The organism is Phenylobacterium sp. LjRoot219, from assembly GCF_964252995.1.
Taxonomy (GTDB): Bacteria; Pseudomonadota; Alphaproteobacteria; order Caulobacterales; family Caulobacteraceae; genus Phenylobacterium.
In genome coordinates this window covers 1,225,275-1,245,153 of sequence record NZ_CAXUQI020000001.1, presented here as the reverse complement: position 1 = coordinate 1,245,153, position 19,879 = coordinate 1,225,275, and the positions used below count along the sequence as shown (strand labels likewise).

The 19,879-nt window shown below is 70.0% G+C and carries 21 protein-coding genes and 1 pseudogene; 9 read left to right on the top strand and 13 right to left on the bottom strand.

Annotation, left to right across the window (positions count from 1 at the left end; all coding sequences use genetic code 11):
• Window position 1 precedes the first annotated feature (1 nt).
• The 3 genes from ACSQ14_RS06095 to recA form a co-directional block, all read right to left on the bottom strand.
• Window positions 2-949, bottom strand: a complete 948-nt coding sequence (locus ACSQ14_RS06095; RefSeq protein WP_436010755.1) for an aldo/keto reductase family protein — start codon at window positions 947-949, stop codon at window positions 2-4.
• Window positions 950-1,051: 102 nt separating this feature from the next.
• On the bottom strand, window positions 1,052-3,694 hold the full coding sequence (gene alaS, locus ACSQ14_RS06090; RefSeq protein ID WP_436010753.1) for an alanine--tRNA ligase: 2,643 nt from the start codon (window positions 3,692-3,694) through the stop codon (window positions 1,052-1,054).
• A 558-nt stretch (window positions 3,695-4,252) separates the two neighbouring features.
• Window positions 4,253-5,320 (bottom strand): recombinase RecA, encoded by a 1,068-nt coding sequence (gene recA, locus ACSQ14_RS06085; protein WP_436010751.1) that lies wholly within the window; start codon window positions 5,318-5,320, stop codon window positions 4,253-4,255.
• A gap of 284 nt (window positions 5,321-5,604) precedes the next feature.
• On the opposite strand from recA, the gene ACSQ14_RS06080 reads away from it, so the two are divergent.
• The gene (locus tag ACSQ14_RS06080; protein ID WP_436010749.1) at window positions 5,605-6,420 is read left to right on the top strand and encodes a sugar phosphate isomerase/epimerase family protein; all 816 of its coding nucleotides are present in this window, start codon (window positions 5,605-5,607) and stop codon (window positions 6,418-6,420) included.
• A 26-nt stretch (window positions 6,421-6,446) separates the two neighbouring features.
• On the top strand, window positions 6,447-7,472 hold the full coding sequence (locus tag ACSQ14_RS06075; RefSeq protein WP_436010747.1) for a zinc-dependent alcohol dehydrogenase: 1,026 nt from the start codon (window positions 6,447-6,449) through the stop codon (window positions 7,470-7,472).
• Between the two features lie 137 nt (window positions 7,473-7,609).
• Here ACSQ14_RS06075 and ACSQ14_RS06070 read toward each other — a convergent pair whose 3' ends face one another.
• Window positions 7,610-8,398, bottom strand: a complete 789-nt coding sequence (locus ACSQ14_RS06070) for an SDR family NAD(P)-dependent oxidoreductase (RefSeq protein WP_436010745.1) — start codon at window positions 8,396-8,398, stop codon at window positions 7,610-7,612.
• 243 nt (window positions 8,399-8,641) lie between these two features.
• On the opposite strand from ACSQ14_RS06070, the gene ACSQ14_RS06065 reads away from it, so the two are divergent.
• Complete coding sequence (locus ACSQ14_RS06065) at window positions 8,642-9,415, top strand: outer membrane protein (protein ID WP_436010743.1); 774 nt, start codon at window positions 8,642-8,644, stop codon at window positions 9,413-9,415.
• 78 nt (window positions 9,416-9,493) lie between these two features.
• Here ACSQ14_RS06065 and ACSQ14_RS06060 read toward each other — a convergent pair whose 3' ends face one another.
• Both ACSQ14_RS06060 and ACSQ14_RS06055 read right to left on the bottom strand, forming a co-directional pair.
• Entirely contained in the window at window positions 9,494-9,898 is a 405-nt protein-coding gene (locus ACSQ14_RS06060) for a VOC family protein (protein WP_436010741.1), read from the bottom strand.
• A 39-nt stretch (window positions 9,899-9,937) separates the two neighbouring features.
• Window positions 9,938-10,363 carry a DUF2214 family protein gene (locus ACSQ14_RS06055; RefSeq protein ID WP_436010740.1) on the bottom strand — a complete coding sequence of 142 codons (426 nt, stop codon included), beginning with the start codon at window positions 10,361-10,363 and terminating at the stop codon, window positions 9,938-9,940.
• Here ACSQ14_RS06055 and ACSQ14_RS06050 point away from each other — a divergent pair.
• Entirely contained in the window at window positions 10,362-11,414 is a 1,053-nt protein-coding gene (locus ACSQ14_RS06050; protein ID WP_436010738.1) for a TonB-dependent receptor domain-containing protein, read from the top strand. The genes ACSQ14_RS06055 and ACSQ14_RS06050 overlap by 2 nt on opposite strands.
• A 124-nt stretch (window positions 11,415-11,538) precedes the next feature.
• Here ACSQ14_RS06050 and bluB read toward each other — a convergent pair whose 3' ends face one another.
• The 5 genes from bluB to ACSQ14_RS06025 all read right to left on the bottom strand — a co-directional run bounded on the left by bluB (window position 11,539) and on the right by ACSQ14_RS06025 (window position 14,586).
• On the bottom strand, window positions 11,539-12,189 hold the full coding sequence (bluB, locus tag ACSQ14_RS06045; protein ID WP_436010736.1) for a 5,6-dimethylbenzimidazole synthase: 651 nt from the start codon (window positions 12,187-12,189) through the stop codon (window positions 11,539-11,541).
• A gap of 44 nt (window positions 12,190-12,233) precedes the next feature.
• Complete coding sequence (locus ACSQ14_RS06040) at window positions 12,234-13,154, bottom strand: TIGR03619 family F420-dependent LLM class oxidoreductase (RefSeq protein ID WP_436010734.1); 921 nt, start codon at window positions 13,152-13,154, stop codon at window positions 12,234-12,236.
• Window positions 13,155-13,238: 84 nt separating this feature from the next.
• Window positions 13,239-13,565: a YnfA family protein gene (locus ACSQ14_RS06035; RefSeq protein ID WP_436015373.1), complete on the bottom strand. Its 327-nt coding sequence runs from the start codon at window positions 13,563-13,565 to the stop codon at window positions 13,239-13,241.
• 150 nt (window positions 13,566-13,715) lie between these two features.
• Window positions 13,716-13,931, bottom strand: a complete 216-nt coding sequence (locus ACSQ14_RS06030; RefSeq protein ID WP_436010732.1) for a hypothetical protein — start codon at window positions 13,929-13,931, stop codon at window positions 13,716-13,718.
• A gap of 259 nt (window positions 13,932-14,190) precedes the next feature.
• Window positions 14,191-14,586, bottom strand: a complete 396-nt coding sequence (locus ACSQ14_RS06025) for a hypothetical protein (protein ID WP_436010730.1) — start codon at window positions 14,584-14,586, stop codon at window positions 14,191-14,193.
• 165 nt (window positions 14,587-14,751) lie between these two features.
• Between ACSQ14_RS06025 and ACSQ14_RS06020 the strand changes: the two genes are divergently transcribed.
• Both ACSQ14_RS06020 and ACSQ14_RS06015 read left to right on the top strand, forming a co-directional pair.
• Entirely contained in the window at window positions 14,752-15,234 is a 483-nt protein-coding gene (locus tag ACSQ14_RS06020; protein ID WP_436010728.1) for an OmpA family protein, read from the top strand.
• A gap of 69 nt (window positions 15,235-15,303) precedes the next feature.
• Window positions 15,304-16,716 (top strand): NAD-dependent succinate-semialdehyde dehydrogenase, encoded by a 1,413-nt coding sequence (locus ACSQ14_RS06015; RefSeq protein ID WP_436010726.1) that lies wholly within the window; start codon window positions 15,304-15,306, stop codon window positions 16,714-16,716.
• A 204-nt stretch (window positions 16,717-16,920) separates the two neighbouring features.
• On the opposite strand, the gene ACSQ14_RS06010 is transcribed toward ACSQ14_RS06015, so the two are convergent.
• On the bottom strand, window positions 16,921-17,508 hold the full coding sequence (locus ACSQ14_RS06010; RefSeq protein WP_436010724.1) for a TIGR00730 family Rossman fold protein: 588 nt from the start codon (window positions 17,506-17,508) through the stop codon (window positions 16,921-16,923).
• 179 nt (window positions 17,509-17,687) lie between these two features.
• Here ACSQ14_RS06010 and ACSQ14_RS06005 point away from each other — a divergent pair.
• Window positions 17,688-17,894: pseudogene (locus ACSQ14_RS06005) on the top strand (cold-shock protein); the annotation flags it as partial.
• A 168-nt stretch (window positions 17,895-18,062) separates the two neighbouring features.
• Window positions 18,063-18,281, top strand: a complete 219-nt coding sequence (locus ACSQ14_RS06000; protein ID WP_436015371.1) for a cold-shock protein — start codon at window positions 18,063-18,065, stop codon at window positions 18,279-18,281.
• Between the two features lie 131 nt (window positions 18,282-18,412).
• Here the strand turns inward: ACSQ14_RS06000 and ACSQ14_RS05995 are convergent, their stop codons facing one another.
• Window positions 18,413-19,096 carry a DUF1345 domain-containing protein gene (locus ACSQ14_RS05995; RefSeq protein ID WP_436010722.1) on the bottom strand — a complete coding sequence of 228 codons (684 nt, stop codon included), beginning with the start codon at window positions 19,094-19,096 and terminating at the stop codon, window positions 18,413-18,415.
• 110 nt (window positions 19,097-19,206) lie between these two features.
• On the opposite strand from ACSQ14_RS05995, the gene ACSQ14_RS05990 reads away from it, so the two are divergent.
• Window positions 19,207-19,845 (top strand): hypothetical protein, encoded by a 639-nt coding sequence (locus ACSQ14_RS05990; protein ID WP_436010720.1) that lies wholly within the window; start codon window positions 19,207-19,209, stop codon window positions 19,843-19,845.
• Window positions 19,846-19,879: the final 34 nt, after the last annotated feature.

The following is a 19,879-nucleotide window of genomic DNA, read 5'->3' as shown; positions in this document are numbered from 1 at the left end:
GCTAGCCATCCGCGACCCGAGCGACGATCTCCTCGGCCTGGCGGAACAGCGCCGGGTCGAGGTCGAGGTCGGCCGCAGCGGCGTTGTCGTCCACCTGCTCCGGCCGGCTGGCGCCGACGATGGCCGAGGCGACGTTCGGCTCGCGGAGCACCCAGGCCAGGGCGAACTGCGACAGGCTGCAGCCGGCGGCCTGGGCGAGCGGCCTCAGGTCCTGCACCGCCGCGAGCACGGCCGGCCGTAGCAAGTCGCCCATGCTGTGGCCCATGCGCTCGCTGGCCGCGCGGCTGTCGCCCGGCGGGCGGGCCCCGGGCAGATACTTTCCGGTCAGCACGCCCTGGGCCAGCGGCGACCAGACGATCTGCGAGACGCCGTTGGCGGCGCACAGCGGGAAGACCGCCCGCTCCGGCGCGCGGTGCAGCAGGGAGTACTGCGGCTGGCTGGAGACGAAGCGCTCGACGCCGGGAATGGCCAGCGCCGCGGCGATCTGCTCGGGCGACCACTCGCTGAAGCCGATGTAGCGCGCCTTGCCGGCGCGCACGACCTCGCTGAGCGCCGCCATCGTCTCCTCCAGCGGCGTATCGGGGTCGTAGCGATGGCACTGGTAGAGATCGACGTAGTCGGTCTTCAGTCGCGCCAGCGAGGCGTCGATCTGCTTCAGCACCTGGGCGCGCGACAGGCCCCGGTCGGTCGCGCTCATCGGGAAGAACAGCTTGGTCGCCAGCACGTAGGAGCCGCGCGGCCGGCCGCTGAGCGCCTCGCCGAGGAAGGTCTCGGCCGCGCCGCGGCCATAGACGTTGGCGGTGTCGATGAAGTTGACGCCCCGCTCGAACGCGCGTTCGACGCAGGCGCGGCTGCGCTCGGCCTCGACGCCGGAGCCATAGGTCAGCCACGACCCCAGCGAGATGACCGACACCTCGAGATTGCTCGCGCCGAGCCTGCGGTATTTCATCGGGAGCCTCGCCTCGCTGCGTCCGGGGTGAACTCCCGGGGCCGGCGTGGCGATCCCGGACACCCGCGCGCGGCGTGTCCGGGATGATCGCGAGGGCGGAAGCTAGCCGGCGATCGCCGCCTTCACCGCCGCCAGGCCCTCGGCCGCCTTGGCGCCGTCCGGCGCGCCGCCCTGGGCGAAGTCCGGACGCCCGCCGGCGCCCTGCCCGCCCATCGCCAGCACGGCGGCCTTGGCCAGCTCGGCGGCGTTGAACCGGCCCTGGGCCGCGCCCGTGACCGCCACGGTCACCGCCGCCTTGCCGTCGGCCACGCCGACCAGGGCGATGATCCCGTCGGCGATCTGCTTCTTGAACTCCTCGGTGATCGGCCGCAGGTCCTTGCCGCCGACGCCGTCCATGACGCGGGCCAGCACCTGGACGCCGGCGATCTCTTCCGGCCCGGCGGCCGCGCCGCCGCCGCCGCCCATCGCCAGCTGGCGCTTGGCCTCGGAGAGCTCCTTCTCCAGCTTGCGGCGCTGGGCCTCCAGCGCCTCGACCCGGGCGGTGACCTCGACGACCGGCACCTTGAACTGGTCGGCCAGGCCCTTGGCGACCGCGGCCTGCTCTAGCAGCCAGCGGCGCGCCGCCTCGCCGGTCAGGGCCTCGATCCGCCGCACGCCGGCGGCCACACCCTGCTCGGAGACGATCTTGAACAGGGCGATGTCGCCGGTGCGGGCGACGTGGGTGCCGCCGCACAGCTCGACCGAATAAACGCCCTCGCCGGCCAGCGCGTGGCCCAGCGTCAGCACCCGCACGGACTCGCCGTACTTCTCGCCGAACAGCGCCATCGCACCGGCCTCGATGGCCTCCTGCGGGGCCATCAGCTTGGTCTCGGCCGGCAGGTTCTGGCGGACGACCGCGTTCACCTCGGCTTCGAGGCGGTCGATCTCGGACAGGGTCAGCGGCTGGCCGTGGCTGAAGTCGAAGCGGATCCGCTCGCCGTCGACCATCTGGCCCTTTTGAGTCACGTGCGGCCCCAGCACGTTGCGCAGCGCCGCATGCAGCAGGTGGGTGGCCGAGTGGTTCGCCCGGGTGGTCTGCCGGCGCTCGGCGTCGACCGCCAGCCGCACCCGCGCGCCCGGCGCGAGCTCGCCCTGGAGGATCTCCAGGTCGTGGACGTTCAGATCGCCGGCCTGCTTCTGGACGTCGTGGATGCGGCCGCGGCCGCCGTCCCATTCGACGTCGCCCTGGTCGCCGGCCTGGCCGCCGCTCTCGGCGTAGAACGGGGTGCGGTCGAACAGCGCCTGGACCCGCTGGCCGGCGCCGGCGCGCTCGAGCTCGCCGCCCTCGGCCGCCAGCACCAGCAGTTCGGCGGTGGTTTCGGTGGCGTCGTAGCCGACGAAGTCGGTCGGGCCGAGCCGGTCGCGGATGGCGAACCATTCGGCCGCCGCGGCGACCTGGCCGGAGCCGGTCCAGTTCTCGCGCGCCTGTTCGCGCTGGCGGTTCATCGCCGCGTCGAAGCCTTCCAGGTCGACGGTCAGCCCCTTGGCGCGCACCGCGTCCTGGGTCAGATCGAGCGGGAAGCCGTAGGTGTCGTAGAGCTTGAAGGCGGTCTCGCCGGAGAGCACCGCGCCCTCCTGCAGGTCGGCGGTCGCCTCGTCGAGCAGGCTCATGCCGCGGCCGAGGGTGCGACGGAACCGCTCCTCTTCCTGGCGCAGGGTGTCGACGATCGCCGGCTCGGCGCGCTTCAGTTCCGGATAGGCGTCGCCCATCAGCTGCACCAGGGTCGGCGCGAGACGGTGCATCAGCGGCTGCTCGGCGCCCAGCAGGTGGGCGTGGCGCATCGCCCGGCGCATGATCCGGCGCAGCACATAGCCGCGGCCCTCGTTCGACGGCGTCACGCCGTCGGCGATCAGGAAGCTGGTCGAGCGCAGGTGGTCGGCGATCACCCGGTGCGACGGGGTGGTGGCGTCGCCCTCGGCGTGCAGCTCGCGCTTGGAGGCGGCGATCAGGTTGCGGAAAAGGTCGACGTCGTAGTTGTCGTGCACGCCCTGCATGACCGCGGCGATCCGCTCCAGGCCCATGCCGGTGTCGATCGACGGCTTCGGCAGCAGCGTGCGGTCGCCGTTGGCGTGCTGCTCGAACTGCATGAAGACCAGGTTCCAGATCTCGACGAACCGGTCGCCGTCCTCATCCGGGCTGCCGGGCGGGCCGCCGGGGATGTGGGCGCCATGGTCGAAGAAGATCTCCGAGCACGGACCGCAGGGGCCGGTGTCGCCCATCGACCAGAAATTGTCCGAGGTGCCGATGCGGATGATCTTGTCGTCCGACAGGCCGGCGACCTTCTTCCACAGGGCGTGGGCCTCGTCGTCCTCGGCGTAGACGGTGACCAGCAGCTTGTCGGCCGGAAGCCCGAACTCCCTGGTCAGCAGGGTCCAGGCGGCGTCGATCGCGCCTTCCTTGAAATAGTCGCCGAAGGAGAAATTCCCCAGCATCTCGAAGAAGGTGTGGTGGCGGGCGGTGTAGCCGACGTTGTCGAGGTCGTTGTGCTTGCCGCCGGCGCGAACGCACTTCTGCGACGAGGCGGCGCGCGGCCACGGCGCGGCTTCGGCCCCGGTGAAGTAGTTCTTGAACGGCACCATGCCGGCGTTGACGAACAGCAGGGTCGGATCGTTCTGCGGCACCAGCGGAGCCGAGGCCGCGACCGCATGGTCCTTGCGCCGGAAGTAGTCCAGGAAGTGGCTGCGGATCTCGTTCAGGCTCGCCATAGCTCGTTCACGCGTAGGGATTCAGGAAGCGGCGACAGCGCGCCGGCCCCCCGGATGTGGGGACGCTCCGCCGTTTAAGGCGCCCCTCCCGAAAGTGAAAGCCGCCAAGGCCTTGTGGAAAGCGAACATGCCGCGCGCGCCGACGATGCGGACCCAGGCGGAGGCCCGTAAAGAAGAAGGACGCCTGGGGCGGGCCCAGACGTCCTCAAACCTCGTCAGCGGTCTTGCGCGCGAGCGGGGCGCGACGCGCCGGGTCCGGGGTGGCAGGGGAGGACCCGAGGCATCGAGGCGCTTAAGACCCCCGACGGGGAAGCTTTAGCTGTGAAGCTTTGCTGTTAGCGAAGCTCGGCTGCAAAAAAGGCGATTTAAAGGAGAGACTTGGGCGAATGCGCTCAGTCTCGCTGACAGCAGCCGCATTTCCGCCCCCAGCCCGCCCTAGTTGCAGGCGCGGCACTAACCACCCGCTATACGGGTAAATTCTGTCCGACTGGAGAATTCGTCGGACTGAGCGAAATGCGACGCGCGAAGCGCCGGCCCAGCCGGACCGGCGCCGCCGGCTCAATCCTCTTCGGGTTCCGGACCGCCGACGAGGAGCTCTTCCTCGATGGTTTCCTTGCGGCCGCGGACCTGCTTCTCGATCTCGTTGGCGATGTCCGGGTTGGCCTTGAGGAACTCGCGGACGTTGTCACGGCCTTGGCCGATCCGCTGGCTGTTCCAGGAGAACCAGGAGCCGGACTTGTCGATCACCCCGGCCTTGACGCCAAGGTCGATCACCTCGCCGAGCTTGGAGATCCCCTGCCCGTACATGATGTCGAACTCGACCTCGCGGAACGGCGGGGCGACCTTGTTCTTGACCACCTTCACCCGGACGTTGTTGCCGATGATCTCGTCGCGCACCTTGACCGAGCCGGTGCGGCGGATGTCGAGGCGCACCGAGGCGTAGAACTTCAGCGCGTTGCCGCCGGTGGTGGTCTCCGGGCTGCCGTACATCACCCCGATCTTCATGCGGATCTGGTTGATGAAGATCACCAGGGTCTTGGCCTTGGAGATCGAGCCGGTGAGCTTGCGCAGCGCCTGGCTCATCAGCCGCGCCTGCAGGCCGGGCAGCTGGTCGCCCATCTCGCCTTCGATTTCCGCCCGCGGCGTCAGCGCCGCGACGGAGTCGATGACGATCACGTCGATCGCGCCCGAGCGCACCAGGGTGTCGGTGATCTCCAGCGCCTGCTCGCCGGTGTCCGGCTGCGAGACCAGCAGGTCGTCGAGGTTGACGCCCAGCTTGTGGGCGTAGGACGGATCGAGCGCGTGCTCGGCGTCGATGAAGGCGGCGGTGCCGCCGGCCTTCTGCACCTCGGCCACGACATGCAGCGCCAGCGTCGTCTTACCCGACGATTCCGGGCCGTAGATCTCGACGATGCGGCCCTTCGGCAGACCGCCGATGCCGAGCGCCAGGTCGAGGCCGAGCGAGCCGGTGGAGACGGATTCGATCTCCACCACCTTGCCCTTGTCGCCGAGCTTCATCACCGAGCCTTTGCCGAAGGCCCGATCGATCTGTGACAGCGCCGCTTCGAGCGCGCGCTGCTTATCTCCGTCTTCTTTCGCCACGAGCCTCAACGCTGACTGAGTCATTGATCCGAGCCCCTTATATCCACGATTCCGCCGGCCCGCCGCGGAGTTGATGACTCCGCCAGGGCGTCGCGCCGCGGCCATGACTTAGCTGTACGTGGTTTGTTCTCTGTTCGCAAGATGTTCTCGTTCAGACGTAGCGCAGCGGCGCACGGCGGATTGCGGCCGGCTGTCGCGATTTTGGCCGTTTTCGGCGGCGGCTTTCGCTTTCCGGCCGCCGGCATCGGGACCAAGCTGCGGCCAACGAACGCCGCCGGTCCACCGGCGGCCCTTGGGAGGAGACCGCGATGCCGGCGCTTGGGATTGAACAGATCAGCGTGTTCGGCATGCCGCCGGTCGAGTTCGTCAACCTGGCGGCGGATCTCGGCTGCCAGCACATCTCCGTCGGGCTGATCTCGTTCGGCTACAATCCGCACAACTACGCCCCCTGGTCGCTGCGCGCGGACGCCGGCCTGCGGCGCGAGATGATCGCGGCGATGGCCGACCGTGGGGTGTCGATCTCGCTGGGCGAAGGGCTCGGCGCGCGGCCGGGCGCCGACGTGCGCGACCTCGCTTCTGACCTCGACATCATGTGCGAACTGGGCGTGCGGCGGATCAACATGGTCAGCATGGACCCGGACCTTGCCCGCACCTTCGACCAGTACGGCCTGCTGGCCGAGATGGCCGCGGCGCGCGGGGTCGAGAGCACGACCGAGTTCGCGCCGGGCCTGACCGTCGCCGACCTGCCGACCGCGCTGGCCGCGGTGCGCCACGTCGGCCGCCCGGACTTCCGGCTGCTGATCGACACCATGCACCTGGTGCGGTCGGGCTCCGGCCCGGCCGACATCGCCGCGCTCGATCCCCAGCTGATCGGCTATGTGCAGCTCTGCGACGCGCCGCTGACGCCCCGCTTCGAGACCTATTTTGAGGAGGCGATGTTCGAGCGGATGGCGCCGGGGACCGGCGAGCTCGGCCTGCTCGAAGTGGTCAAGGCGCTGCCACGCGACCGGGTGTTCGCCCTGGAGATCCCGCTGCGCAGCGAGGCGGCGGCCGGGGCCGGCCCGCACGCGCGGCTCGGCAAATGCGTCGAGGCCGCCCGCAACCTGTTCGCCCAGCTGGACTGATCGCCCCGCCGATCGGAGGACCGAAGATGACCCAAGCGACCTACAAGGCGGCGATCTTCCGCGACGCCGGCCGCGTCGATGTGGTGGACCTGCCCTACCCGGCCTGCGGCGACGACGACGTCATCGTCCGCAACCTGATGACCGGCGTCTGCGGCTCCGACATCGCCGCCTACAAGTACGGCGGCGACGCCAACATGATCTGGCGCGACCACGAGTTCGGCCACGAGTCGATTAGCGAGGTGGTCGAGCTCGGCAAGAACGTCAAAGACCTGCAGCTCGGCGACCACGTCTTCCCCAACCAGGGCAAGGCGCTGCGCGACATGCGCCGGATGGCCACCGTCGGCGGCTTCTCCGAGTTCATCCGCATCCCGCAGTGCGAGGTCGGCTACAGCGTCCTGAAGATCGACACCGACATCCCGCTGAAGGCCGCGGTGCTGTTCGAGCCGTTCGTCATCGGCACGCGCGGCGCCCGCAGCCTGAACCCCGGGCCGGACAAGACCGCCATCGTCTTCGGCGCGGGCATCATCGGCATCTCCGCCGCGATCATGCTGCAGTGGTACGGCTGCCCGAAGGTGATGGTCGTCGACATCTCCGAGTTCCGGCTGGAGAACGCCCGCAAGTTCGGCCTGCTGACCTGCAACTCGGCGACCGAGGACCTCAAGAGCCGGGCCATCGCCGAGTTCGGCGCCCAGACCACCTTCCTCGGCGAGCGCTGCGGCGCGAACCTCTACCTGGACGCCGTCGGCCTGGCGCCGGCGATCGACGCCTTCGCCGAGATCGCCGGGCGCGAAGCCGCACTGGCCATCGTCGGCGTGCACCACGCGCCGGTGCCGCTCGACCTGGTGAAGGTCTGCTACAGCAACTGGCATATCAGCGGCTGCGGCTCGATCGCGATCGAGGACGCGATGGCCGACATCCTGGCGATGATGCGCTCCGGCCGCTACGACCTCGCCTCGCTGGTGACCCACGCCTATCCGGTCGACCAGATCGCCGACGCCCTGGTGATGGGGGCCAACGCCAAGGAAGCGCAGAAGGTCTGCATCACCTTCTGAGGCGGCGTTTCCATTCTTCGGTCACGGCCCGCGTCATGCGGGCCGTCCATCCCAACGTCGTCCTGCACCGGCTGCAGCCGGCGCCTTGGGCTGGGTCGCCCGGACAAGCCGGGCGATGACGATTGGGGGCCCGGCCGTCAGCGCGGCTTCATGCCGGCGGCCATCGCCCGCAGCGCGTCGCGGCGCGGCATCGACAGCAGCGCCTCGAAGCTGGCCCGGTAGTGGTCGCTGGAGATGAAGGTCGGCCCGTTCTGGATGTTGTCCAGCGTCAGCCGCGCCACTTCGGCCGCCGGCATCACATTCTGCAGCTTGGTGATGTCGATGCCCTGCTTGGCCGCGGCCTCGGATTCCGTGGCCCCGGGGCACAGGGTCAGCAGGTCGATGCCTTCCGGCTGCAACTCGGCCCACAAGCCCTCGCCGAGCGCCACGACCAGCGCCTTGGTCGCCGAATAGGCGGTCGAATAGGGGCAGCCGATCAGGCCCTCCACCGAGCTGGTGAGGATGATCCCTCCCCGGCCGCGGGCCCGCAGCCGCGGAATGAAGCCGTGGGCCAGCTGCATCGGCACGTTGCAGTTGACCATCAGCATCTCGGCCATCGCCTGCGGGTCGTTGGCCGCATGCTCGCCCTTCAGGCCGAAGCCGGCGTTGCTGACCACCAGGCCGACGTCGAGCTCGCCGACCGCGTCGAGCATCTGCTGCGCCGCATCGGGCTGCCCCAGGTCGACCTGCAGCGCGCGCGCCTGGACGCCGTAGGTCGTCGTCAGGCGGGCGGCCAGCGCCTCGAGCCGATCGCGCCGCCTGGCGACCATCACCACGTCCAGCCCCCGGGCGGCGAGGGCTTCGGCGAAGGCATCGCCGATCCCCGAGGAGGCGCCGGTCACCAGCGCCACCGGCCCATAGCGGCGCTTGAAGTCTTCGTCGTTCATGGCCTGGCGGCTCCGTCCCGTGATTTTTTGCGCGCGCGGCGCTGGCGGAATGATGGTCGCCGCACCGGGCCGCGGCAAACCCGCAGACCCCTCTCCGCCACGCCAAACCGTCGATGACCGGCCGTTTCTCGCGGCGATTTCGCCGCCGCGCCCCTGAAGGAGGCCTAGGGCCTTCACCCGATTGGCTTTCCACCACCGCCGCTAAAGGGTGCCCGCCGTCTCATGCCAAGGAAGGAGATCGCAATGATCTCGTTACGGATATTGCTCGCGACGACCGCCACCTTATCGCTCGCCGGCCTTGCGGTCGCGGGCCCGGCGGCGGCGCAGGACATGGAAGACTACTGGTCCGGCTTCTATGTGGGGGGCAACATCGGCGCCAGCTGGGCCGACACCTCGACCCAACTGCAGGCCACCACGCCGAGCGGCTCGACCATCATTCCGCCGGCCGATATCGCCCGGATCAACACCTTGTCCGACGACGACAAGAACAAGACCGATTTCACCGGCGGCATCGAGGGCGGCTACAACTATGTGACGGGCAACTTCCTGCTCGGCCTCGAAACCGACTTCGGCTTCCTCAACATCAACGAAAGCCGCAACCGGACCTTCACCTCCGCCGTGGCGGGGGCGAATCCGCCGACCTTCAACATCCAGCAGCGGGTGAAGACCGACTGGATGTGGACCCTGCGGCCGCGGCTCGGCTACGCCAGCTCGAACTGGATGGTCTACGGCACCGGCGGGCTGGCGATGACCAAGATCAAGTACACCGCCAACTACGCCGACACTCGGATCCCGCCGAACAACGTCACCGCCGACGCCAGCGACACCAAGACCGGCTGGGTGCTCGGGGTCGGCGGGGCCTATGCGATCAACCCGCAATGGTCGGTCAAGGGCGAGTACCTGTACGCCAGCTTCGGCCACGTGAACGGCAGCTCGCCGACCGGGGTGATCTCGCTCGACAGCCGCGAGCGAGTGAAGGCCAACATTCTGCGGATGGGCGTCGACTACCGGTTCTGACCGCGATCGGAAGGGCTCAAGCCTCTGCTGAGCCATTCTTCTGCGATCGGGCCCGGGTCGACCTGATCGCGAATGGCTCTAGCGGGCGGCCGGGCCGCGGACGCAGGCCTCGATGTTGTTGCCGTCGGGGTCGAGCACGAAGGCGCCGTAGTAGTCGCCGGCGCCTTCCCGCGGCCCGGGCGGACCGTTGTCGCGGCCGCCCGCCGCCAGCGCTGCACGGTAGAAGGCGTCGACCTGCGCCTTGCTGGCGGCGCTGAAGGCGACGTGCATCTGGTTCAGGCCGGCGCGCGATCCCGCCGCCCAGTAGGACGGGCGCAGGGTCCCGATCCAGAGGTAGGGGATCGGCTCCGCCGCGCTGCGGCCGAACAGGAAGGCCTGGTCGCCGTTGTCGACGGTCTGAAGCCCCAGTGCCTGGGCGATTGCGTCGTAGAAGCGGCGCGCCTGAGCCAGGTCGGAGACGACGATGCCGGTGTGATCGAACATGGGCCTCGGAAGGCGTCTTCGGCGGATTGGTTCCGCACGCTAGCCGAAGCGCACCATCAGCGCGGCCAGCACCGGGATCAGCGCGAACACCGCCAGCTCCAGCCACAGCCAGCGCCGCAGCTGCGCCACCTGGGCCGGCGACGGCGGATCCTTGCGCCATCGCAGGATCGCGATGGTCGGGGCGATCGACAGCAGGCCGACCGCGGCGAAGGCCGCCATCTTCGCCCAGAAGAACGGGTTCTCGAGGAAATAGTCGGCGCCCTTCGCGCCCCAGAACAACCGGCCGATGCCGACCGCGATCAGCAGGCCCGCCGTAGCCCCGTAGCCGGCATCGAGCCGGGCCAGCCGCGCCCGGCCAGCCGGGTCCAGCGTCGCCGCCGTCACCGCCAGCTCCGCGGCGAGGATCCCCAGCAGTCCGAAGGCCAGCAGGTGATGGGCGACGGCCAGGAGGGTGTCGATGAGCATGGCTAAACCTAACATGGTTTTCCGCGCCCGGTCCCGGCGGCGCTCCTTCAACGTCGGGCTGAAGACGCGCAGCCGTTCGACCGGCGTCTACCTTGCCGACACCTTCTCGGTGACCCCGGTGCTGCACCTGTCGCTGTCGGCGCGCTGGAACCGGACCGAGCTGCGCCTGCGCGACCAGATCGGCACGGCGCTCACCGGCGACCACGCCTACGCGCGGCTGAACCTGGGCGCCGGCATGGCCTGGAACGTCACCGATGACGCCACCGCCTACGCCGCCTACGCCGAGAACAACCGCGCGCCGACGCCGGCCGAACTGTCCTGCGCCGATCCGCAGACGCTCTGCCGGTTCCCCAACGCCTTCCTGTCCGACCCGCCGCTCGACGATGTGGTCGCCCGCACCTGGGAGACCGGGGTGCGCGGGCGCACCGGGACCGTCGCCTGGTCGGGCGCGCTGTTCCGCACCGACCTGGCGGACGACATCATCTTCATCTCGGCCGGGCCGATCATGGGCAGCGGCTATTTCGCCAATGTCGGCGACACCCGGCGCGAAGGCGTCGAGCTGGACCTCTCGCGCGAGACCGGGCCGGTGCGCTGGTTCGCTTCCTACGGCTACGTGCGGGCGACCTATCAGACGGCCTTCCAGATCCAGGCGCCGGACAATCCCGCGGCGGACGCGAACGGCGAGATCAGCGTGCGGCCCGGCGACCGCATTCCCGGCCAGCCGCTGCACAGTCTGAAACTCGGCGCCGACTGGGACGTCGCCGCGCCGTTGACGGTCGGCCTCGACCTTCAGCTCAGCTCGTCGCGCTATCTGCGCGGCGACGAGGCCAACCTGACCAAGCCGCTCTCGGGCTTCGCCGTGGCCGGCGTGCACGCCAGCTGGCGGCGTGGCCCGGTGGAGCTCTGGCTACGGGTCAGCAACCTGTTCGACGCCGAATACGAGACCTTCGGCATCTATGGCGACGCCGACGAGCTCGGCTTCGACGATCCACGCTTCCTCTCGCCCGGCGCACCGCGCAGCCTGCTCATCGGATTGCGGGCCAAGCTCTAGGGCTGCGAGCCCCATCTCCGCGCGTACCGGCGAAGGCCGGTATCCAGATTCAGCCGGAGCGCTTCGTGGGCTTCACCTGGGCCGGCCTTCGCCGGGGCGAGCGGTTCTAAAGCGACCGCTAGCTCTACCGCCGGAGGATCAGCTCCTCGGCCGATCGCCGCCGCTCCCAGCCCTCCCGCACCAGCTCCGGCGCGTCGGACGGGTCGGCCGGATAGCCGAGGCAGAAGTAGCCGATCAGCGACCAGTCGGCGGGCACCTCGAGGTCGCGCCGCACCCGGTCCGGGTCGAGGATCGAGACCCAGCCCATGCCGACGCCCTCCGCGCGGGCGGCGAGCCACAGCTGGCAGATCGCGGCCACCGCCGAGTAGCGCAGCATCTCCGGCATGGTGCGCCGGCCGAGCCCATGGCCGACGGCGGTGGTCTCATCGACGAAGACCGCGAACTGGCTGGGGGCTTCCTGCAGGCCGGCGAGCTTCAGGCGCGCGTAGCTGGCGCGCCGCTCGCCGGAATAGCTGTCCAGCGCCTCGCGATTGGCGGCCTGGAAGTTGTCGATGATCGCCGCGCGCCGCGCGGGATCGTCGACGATGACGAACCGCCAGGGCTGGCTCAAGCCCACCGACGGCCCGATGCAGGCCTCGGCGATCAGCCGCTCGAGCGCGCCGTCCGGCACGGGGTCGGTGCGAAACCGCCGCACGTCGCGACGCCAGACGAACAGATCGTGCAGCCGGGCCTGGAAGGCCGCGTCGAAGACGGGCGGCGCGGACGACTCGGGCACGGATGGCGTCTCCTCTGCTGGCGGCGGGCGGCGGGCGGCGCTCTTTAGCGCACCTTGGGCTTGATCTCCTCGATCACCCACTGGGCGTAGTCGAGATAGGCTTCGATGTCCTGCACCGCCGGCATCGGCACCGAGCTCATGGTGACGCCGAGCTCGCGGAAGTAGTTCAGCCGGTCGACGATCTCCTGCGCCGGCATGCCGGGCCGCGAATTCGGGTCGTCGAGCACGACGTGGCCCTCGCCGACCCGGGCGGTCGACATGCCGTACATCACCTCGAAGTCGCCGCCCTTGAAGGTCGGCTGCGACTTAATGAAGTCGATCCGCGCCGCAATGTTCTCCGGCTTGGTGAGGAACGGCCACCAGCCGCTGGCGAACCGCGCCGCGCGCTTCAGCGCCGCGTCGGCGTCGCCGCCCATCCAGATCGGCACGTGCGGCTTCTGCAGCGGCTTCGGCTCGAAGGCCACGTCCTTGAACGAGACGTATTTGCCCTCGTACTCTGGGTTCTCCTTGGTCCACAGCTCGACCATCGCCTCGAGGTATTCGTCGGCGATCTTGCCGCGCTCGTGGAACGGCACGCCGAGGATCTCGAACTCGCGCTCCAGCCAGCCGACGCCGAAGGTGACCGTGACCCGCCCGCTGCTCAGCCAGTCGATGGTGGCCAGCTGCTTGGCCTGCACGATCGGGTTCTGCAGCGGCAGGATGGTGATGCAGGAGTTCAGCCGGATCGTCTCGGTCGCGCCGGCGATGTAGGCCTGGGCGGTCGCGGCGTGGAAATAGTGCGGTCCGGACAGCTCGACGTGCTCGCGCGGGATGATGTGGTGCTCGGGCACCGCGATCATGTCGTAGCCCAGCGCCTCGGCCCGCTTGGCCATGCGGGTCTGGTCCGCGCCGGTGACGCTCGCCTCCCACGGCTGGACCGTCGCCTTGAGCCGCAGCATGTGGGGCAATGGAAAGGCGAGCTTCATCCCGGCGTCCTCCGTTCTTGTCTGGTTGGGAACACCCTACAGCCCTGTCGAAAGTGGCGCCAACCGCGGTTCGCCCGGTATCGCTCAGGCGCTGCGCGGCCCGAGCAGGATGAGCGCCGCGCCGGCCAGGCACACCCCGGTCCCGATCAGGTCCCAGCGGTCCGGCGTCTTCTGCTCCACCAGCCACATCCACAGCACCGCCGCGGCGATATAGACCCCGCCGTAGGCGGCGTAGGCGCGGCCGGCCGCGGCGGCGTCGACGCGGGTCAGCACGAAGGCGAACAGCGCCAGGCTGGCCATCCCCGGCAGCAGCCACAGCGGCGAGCGGTCGAGCTTCAGCCAGGCCCAGAAGGCGAAGCACCCGGCGATCTCCGCCAGCGCGGCGACCGCGTAATAGAGCCAGCTCATCAATCCCCGGCCAAAGCCGACGCATACGACGCCCAACCCATTGCGTCATCCCGGCCGCAGCGCAGCGTAGAGCCGGGACCCAGGGGCGGTGCGCACGGCCCCTGGGTCCCGGATCGGCCTTTCAGGCCGTCCGGGATGACGGATGTAGTTCGCTCAGCGGTGATCGCCGCCGTCGCCGTAGAAGTGCGGGCGACGGGTGAAGTGGTAGGCGGTGGTCTCCAGGGCGTCGAGGGTCACGGCGATGGCGTGGTAGTCGCGGCCGAACGGCTTGCAGCAGCGCTGCATCGCCCGCAGCTGGACCACGAACGGCCGCAGCTTCTCGAACTCCCGCAATGGATCGGGAAGGCCGACGTAGGTCTGACGCACCATCGCAACGCTCTCGCTAAACTGAATGATCCAGAACATAACGAGAACATTGAGGCGACGCGACTCCACGCCGGTTGCGTACGGCCGCGGCTCAACGCCTGGAGGCGCCGGCCCGCCTCACTCCTTTCCGTCACGGCCCGCTTCATGCGGGCCGCCCATCCCAACGCCGTTCGGCATCAGCAGTGGCTGGCGCCTTGGGTTGGATCGCCCGGACAAGCCGGGCGATGAAGGACTTGGTGGCGGAATTTCGAGAGCGAACCGCCTAGTGGCCGCCCTGCGCCGGCGCCTCGGCCGACTGGGCGAGCGCCGCGGCGCGGCCGAGGGCGGCGGCGATCTGGCCGGCCTGCTGCGGCGTCAGATGGAAGGCGAGCGCCCCGCCCGGTTCCGGCGCGAGCCCCAGCACGGCGGCGTCGGCGGTCACCCCGACGCGCCAGTCGGCGACAGGAATGGTCGGATGGTCGGCTTCCCCGCCTTGCGGCAGGGCCTGGCCGGCGAGGCCGACGCAGACGCTGAGCAGCGCCATCAGCTCGGCGGCGGGCAGCGCGACCTCCAGCGGGCCGGCCGGGCCGTCGAAGACCAATACGACCTGGTCGTCCGTCTCGCCCCGCTGGCCGCCCGCCACGCCGATCGCCGAATACGTCTCGCCAGCTCGGGACACTTGCAACCTCACACAGTTGGTCAGGATGGCACACAACCCATGCGTCGTCTGCCTACCGGCCCGCGCTCCGACGCCTGGCGCCACCCTGGATAGAATTCATCGGCTGTGGCACTGGCCGACGATCCCGCCTAGCCTTGTCGCGCCCGCGGTTGTAGGTCGCAGACCATGCTCGTCGCCCCGCCCTTTCGCCTCGTCGCCGCCTGGCTTGCGGCCGCCGTCGTCCTCGCCGGCTGCACGACGTCCGAGATCCAGCCGCAGCCCAGCCAGGCCGTGGCCGAAGTCCACGCCCGCCGTGCAACTGCGGCCGGACCGGTCTGTCCGCAGACTCCGCTGAACGCGGTCTCGCCGGTCATGGTCGGTTTCGCCTTCAACGACACCGACCTCACCGAGGCGATGAGCCAGCCGCTGATCGATTCCGCCCAGTGGATCGCCTGCCACCCCGCCATCCGCGTGGTCATCAAGCCGGACTCCGACACCCACGGCACGCCCGCCGATCAGGACTCGCTGGCCCGCCGCCGGGCCGAGCGGGTGCGCGACTACCTGACCACCCACGGGGTCGCCGCCGACCGCATCCAGATCCTGCCCCGCGGCCAGGCCGCGCCGGTCGGCGAGATCGTCCTGGTGAACGCCGAAGGCCGGCGCTGGTGATCTTTTGGTCCAGCGTTCGCGCGCCGTCCGGGGCACAAGTCCCCGGACCGAGGCTCGAAAGGCACGGACATGAACGAGCACAGGCCGCCAGCGAGTTCGACAGACCCTAGGCCGCATCTCGCCGTCGTCGATCCGGCGACCGGCCAGCCGGGACGCACCTATGAAGGTCACGCCCGGCCCGAAGCCCACGCCATCATCGCCCGCACCCGCAGCGCCTTCGAAAAGTGGCGGCTGACGCCGATCGAGGCGCGGGCCGCGCAGATGCGCAAGGCCGCCGAGGTGCTGCGCCGGCGCGCGCCGGAGTTCGCCCGGCTGATGACCGACGAGATGGGCAAGCCGCACGCCGACGGCCTCGCCGAGGTCGAGAAGTGCGCCTTCAACTGCGAATTCTTCGCCGACAAGGCCGCCGACTTCCTGGCGCGCCGCCCGGTCGACGTCGGCGGCCCAAAGGCCTTCGTCACCTACAATCCGCTCGGCGTGGTGCTGGCGGTGATGCCCTGGAACTTCCCGTTCTGGCAGGTCTTCCGCTTCGCCGCCCCGACGCTGATGGCCGGCAACGCCGCGGTGCTGAAGCACGCCAGCAACGTGCCGGGCTGCGCCCTGGCGATCGAGGAGGTGTTCCGCGAGGCGGGATTCCCGGCCGACCTGTTCCGCAGCCTGCTGATTCCCGGCCGCGACGTGGCGGCGATGATCGACGACCCGAACGTCGCCGCCGTCACCCTGACCGGCAGCGTCGGCGCCGGCCGCGAGGTCGCCAAGGCCGCCGGCGGGGCGCTGAAGAAGCTGGTCCTCGAGCTCGGCGGCTCCGACGCCTACCTGGTGCTGGACGACGCCGACATCGACAAGGCCGCGACGATCGCGGCCACCGCGCGGATGGTCAACGGCGGCCAGAGCTGTATCGCCGGCAAGCGCTTCATCGTCCTGAAGGCGGTGAAGGCGGCGTTCGAGACGGCCCTGGCCGAAAAGCTCGCCGCCTACCCGATGGGCGACCCGCACGACCCGGCGACCAAGCTCGGCCCGCTGTCCAGCGTTCACGCCCGGGACGAGATCCACGACCAGGTGGTCAGGAGCCTCGCCGGCGGCGCGCGGCTGCTGTGCGGCGGCCAGATCCCGGACAAGCCCGGCGCCTGGTATCCGGCGACCCTGCTGACCGACGTGCGCCCCGGCCAGCCGGCGCATGACGACGAGCTCTTCGGGCCGGTGGCGGCGATCATCGAGGCGCCAGACGAGGCCACGGCGATCAAGATCGCCAACGACTCCGACTTCGGCCTGGGCTCAGGGGTGCTGACCGGCGACCCGGAGCGCGGCGAGCGCATCGCCGCCGAGGCGCTGGAGGCCGGGATGAGCTTCGTCAACGCCAACGTCCGCTCCGACCCGCGCCTGCCGTTCGGCGGGGTCAAGCACTCCGGCTACGGCCGCGAGTGCGCCGACTTCGGCATCTACGAGTTCGTCAACGTCAAGACGGTGCTGGTGCAGGGGTAAGCCCCCTGCTGGAGGTGGCCGGCTTTAAGCCCAAGGCCAGCCAACGTCCGCTCATCCCGGCGAGGGCCGGGACCCATCCAACCGCAGCCTATGGGGATACAAGCGCGCTCTCCGGCCCCTCTGCACCCGCGATCTGGTTCCCGGCCTCCCCCAGGACGAGCGGAAGATGGGACAGGCGCTCCGTCAAGAGCTCCTTCGGACACCTCAATACCGCTGCTCGACCGGGCTCACGTTCCACTTGGGCGTTGGCGGGACATAGGCCTCGAACCGCGCCAGGGCCTCTTCGATGTCCTCGGCCCAGATCAGCATCTCGCCGTACTCCGGCTTGAGGAAGCCGTTGGCGACCATGTTGTCGATCGCCGCGCGCAGCGGCGCATAGTAGCCGGCGACGTTGACGAAGCCACAGGGCTTGGCGTGGAAGCCCAGCAGCGCCCAGGTCCACTGCTCGAAGATCTCCTCGAAGGTGCCGGCCCCGCCCGGCAGGCAGAGGAAGCCGTCGGCCAACTCGGCCATCGCCCACTTGCGCTCGTGCATTGAATTCACCACCCGCAGCTCGGTGAGCTCGGTGTGGCCGATCTCCTGGCTGACCAGGTCGGCGGGCATCACGCCGACCACCTTGCCGCCGGCCGCCAACGCCGCGTCGGCGGCCGCCCCCATCAGCCCGACCCGGCCGCCGCCGTAGACCAACGTCAGCCCCGCCCGGGCGATCAAAGTCCCAGTCTGGGTCGCCGCTTCGAGAAACGCCGGGTTATTTCCGGCGGCGGAACCGCAGTAAATGCAGATACTTTTCACGCGTTGCTTCCAGGCCTCATCAAACGGCGGGCGGAGACGCGGCAACGCGATTGCAGACTTGTGTCACAGTGCGGCTGGCCTCCTGCTCATTCGCAAGCTACAAAACGCGCACGGCTCGTCACAAGGGATGGCCGGGCGTCGATGGACGGCGCAGATTCTATATCGGTTAGGTCACGCGAATGGCGACGGGCACGGTCAAGTGGTTCAACACCGCTAAGGGCTTTGGCTTCATACAACCTGACGATGGCGGCTCGGACGTCTTCGTTCATATTTCGGCGGTGGAACAGGCAGGGCTGCGCGCCCTGAATGAAGGCGATCAGGTCCAGTTCGAGATGGAACAGGACCGGCGGTCGGGCAAGCTGTCTGCGGGCGGGCTGGTCGTGACCGGCCAAGGCGCCGCTCCGGCGCGCCCCCGCTCGGGCGGCTTCGGCGATCGTCCGCCGCGCAGCGGCGGCTTCGGCGACCGCGGTGACCGCGGCGGCTTCGGCGGCGGCGGCGGCTTCGGCGGCGGCGGCTTCGGTGGTGGCGGCGGCAGCCGTCAGCCGGGCGCGTCCATGGGCGCCGGTTCGGGCACTGTGAAGTGGTTCAACCCGACCAAGGGCTTCGGCTTCATCCAGCCGGAAGGCGGCGGACAGGACGTGTTCGTGCACATCTCGGCGGTCGAACAGGCCGGCCTGCGCGGCCTGAACGAAGGCCAGCTGGTCTCCTACGACCTCGAGCAGGACCGGCGCAGCGGCAAGACCTCTGCGACCAACCTGCGCGTGATGGGCTAAACCCCACTAGCGTAAATCCTGGCGGGGCGTTCGCGGCATCGCGGACGCCCCTTCAGCGAACCGGCCTCGCGCCGGCGCGAACGGTGAGGCCGGCCGCAGGGCCGGCCCTCGCCTCTGCAATGTATTGCGATCTAAGCCACCAGGCCGGCCAGCAGGTTAATCGTCAGCGCGACGATGACCGTGTTGAAGGCGAAGGCGAACAGGGCGTGCACCGTGTTCAGCCGCCGAAGGCTCCGGCTGGTGATGGAAACGTCGGCCGTCTGAGCCGCCACCCCGACAATCACCGCAAAATACAGGAAGTCCCAGTCGTCTGGCTCTTTCTCGCCCGGGAAACGGAGCCCGCCGGTGTCGCCCTCGCCGCTCGCGCGCTGGTCGTAATAGTCGTGCGCGTAGTGCTGGCCGAACATCAGGTGCACCATGAACCAGGAGGCCGCCACGGTGAGGAAGGCCAGGGCGACGTGCAGGCTGCGCGCCAGGCCCTCAGACTGCCGCGCCTGGGACAGCTCCAACATGATGGCGACGATGGCGGCGACCGCGGCGACCAGCACCACCGCCAGGATGGTCACCCGCCCCTGATCCTCCTGCGCGGCCCGGGCGCGGATGCCGTCCGGCGAACTCCGGGCCATGGTCGCGAGCACGCTCCAGGCATAGGCCAGGCAGACGAAGTCCCAGCCGAGCAACGTCGCCGCGACGGGCTGCAGACCGGCGACGAAGCGCAGGCCGAGCGCCGCTAGGACCCCGCCGGCGATCGCCAGCACCAGCCGCGGACGGGCGGCGAAGGGGCCGAACCAGGATGGAAGCGTCGACTGCGCCATGTCCGCCCGCCTCGTCCGCCAGGGGAAGTTCCTGACCTTTGCGCGAGTCCGGGCGCTTCGCCAGCCTCGCCGCTGAACCACGGGCCGCCGCTCCACGTTCAGGAGCTGGTATGCGCAAGATCCTGCTGATCACCCTCGCGGCGATGCTGGCCGCGCCCGTCGCCAGCTGGGCGCAGACCGAGTCCGGCTGGAGCGACCCCGGCTGGCGCGAACCCAGCGGGAGCGAGCCTAGCGGGACCGCCGGCCTGCCTGAACCCGGCTGGAGCGAGCCTCGCGGAACGGCCGGTGCGGAGCCGGGCTGGAGCGAGCCTAGCGGAACCGCCGGCTTGAACGAGCCAGCTTGGAGCGAGCCGGCTGAGACGGAGCGCTCGGAAGCCGAGTTCGGCTGGACCGAGGGCGAGGCGGCCCCGATCCTCGCTTCGCCGCTGGCGACCGACGACATCCCGGCCGCCGAGGAGGCCGAACCCGAACCGGAGGACACCGCCGCCTATCCGTCCGACGAGACGTCGGGCGACTGGGTCCCGCAGCCCGCCGCCGAGCGCCCGACCGCGGCCGCCGCGGAGGCCGCCGCGCGTCCCTCGTCCGAGACCGCGCCGTGGGACGAGCCGACCGCGCCCGTGGCCACCGCGCCCGCCGAGTGGCCCGAGGATCCGCCCCGAGAAGAGGATTCGCACCGTGAAGCTGCGCCGCCGGCGCCGGAGTACGCCCCGGAATACGTCCCCGAGCCGCCGGTCGCCGACGGGTACTGATCGAAACCCTCTGTTCATATCGTCCCGCAACCCC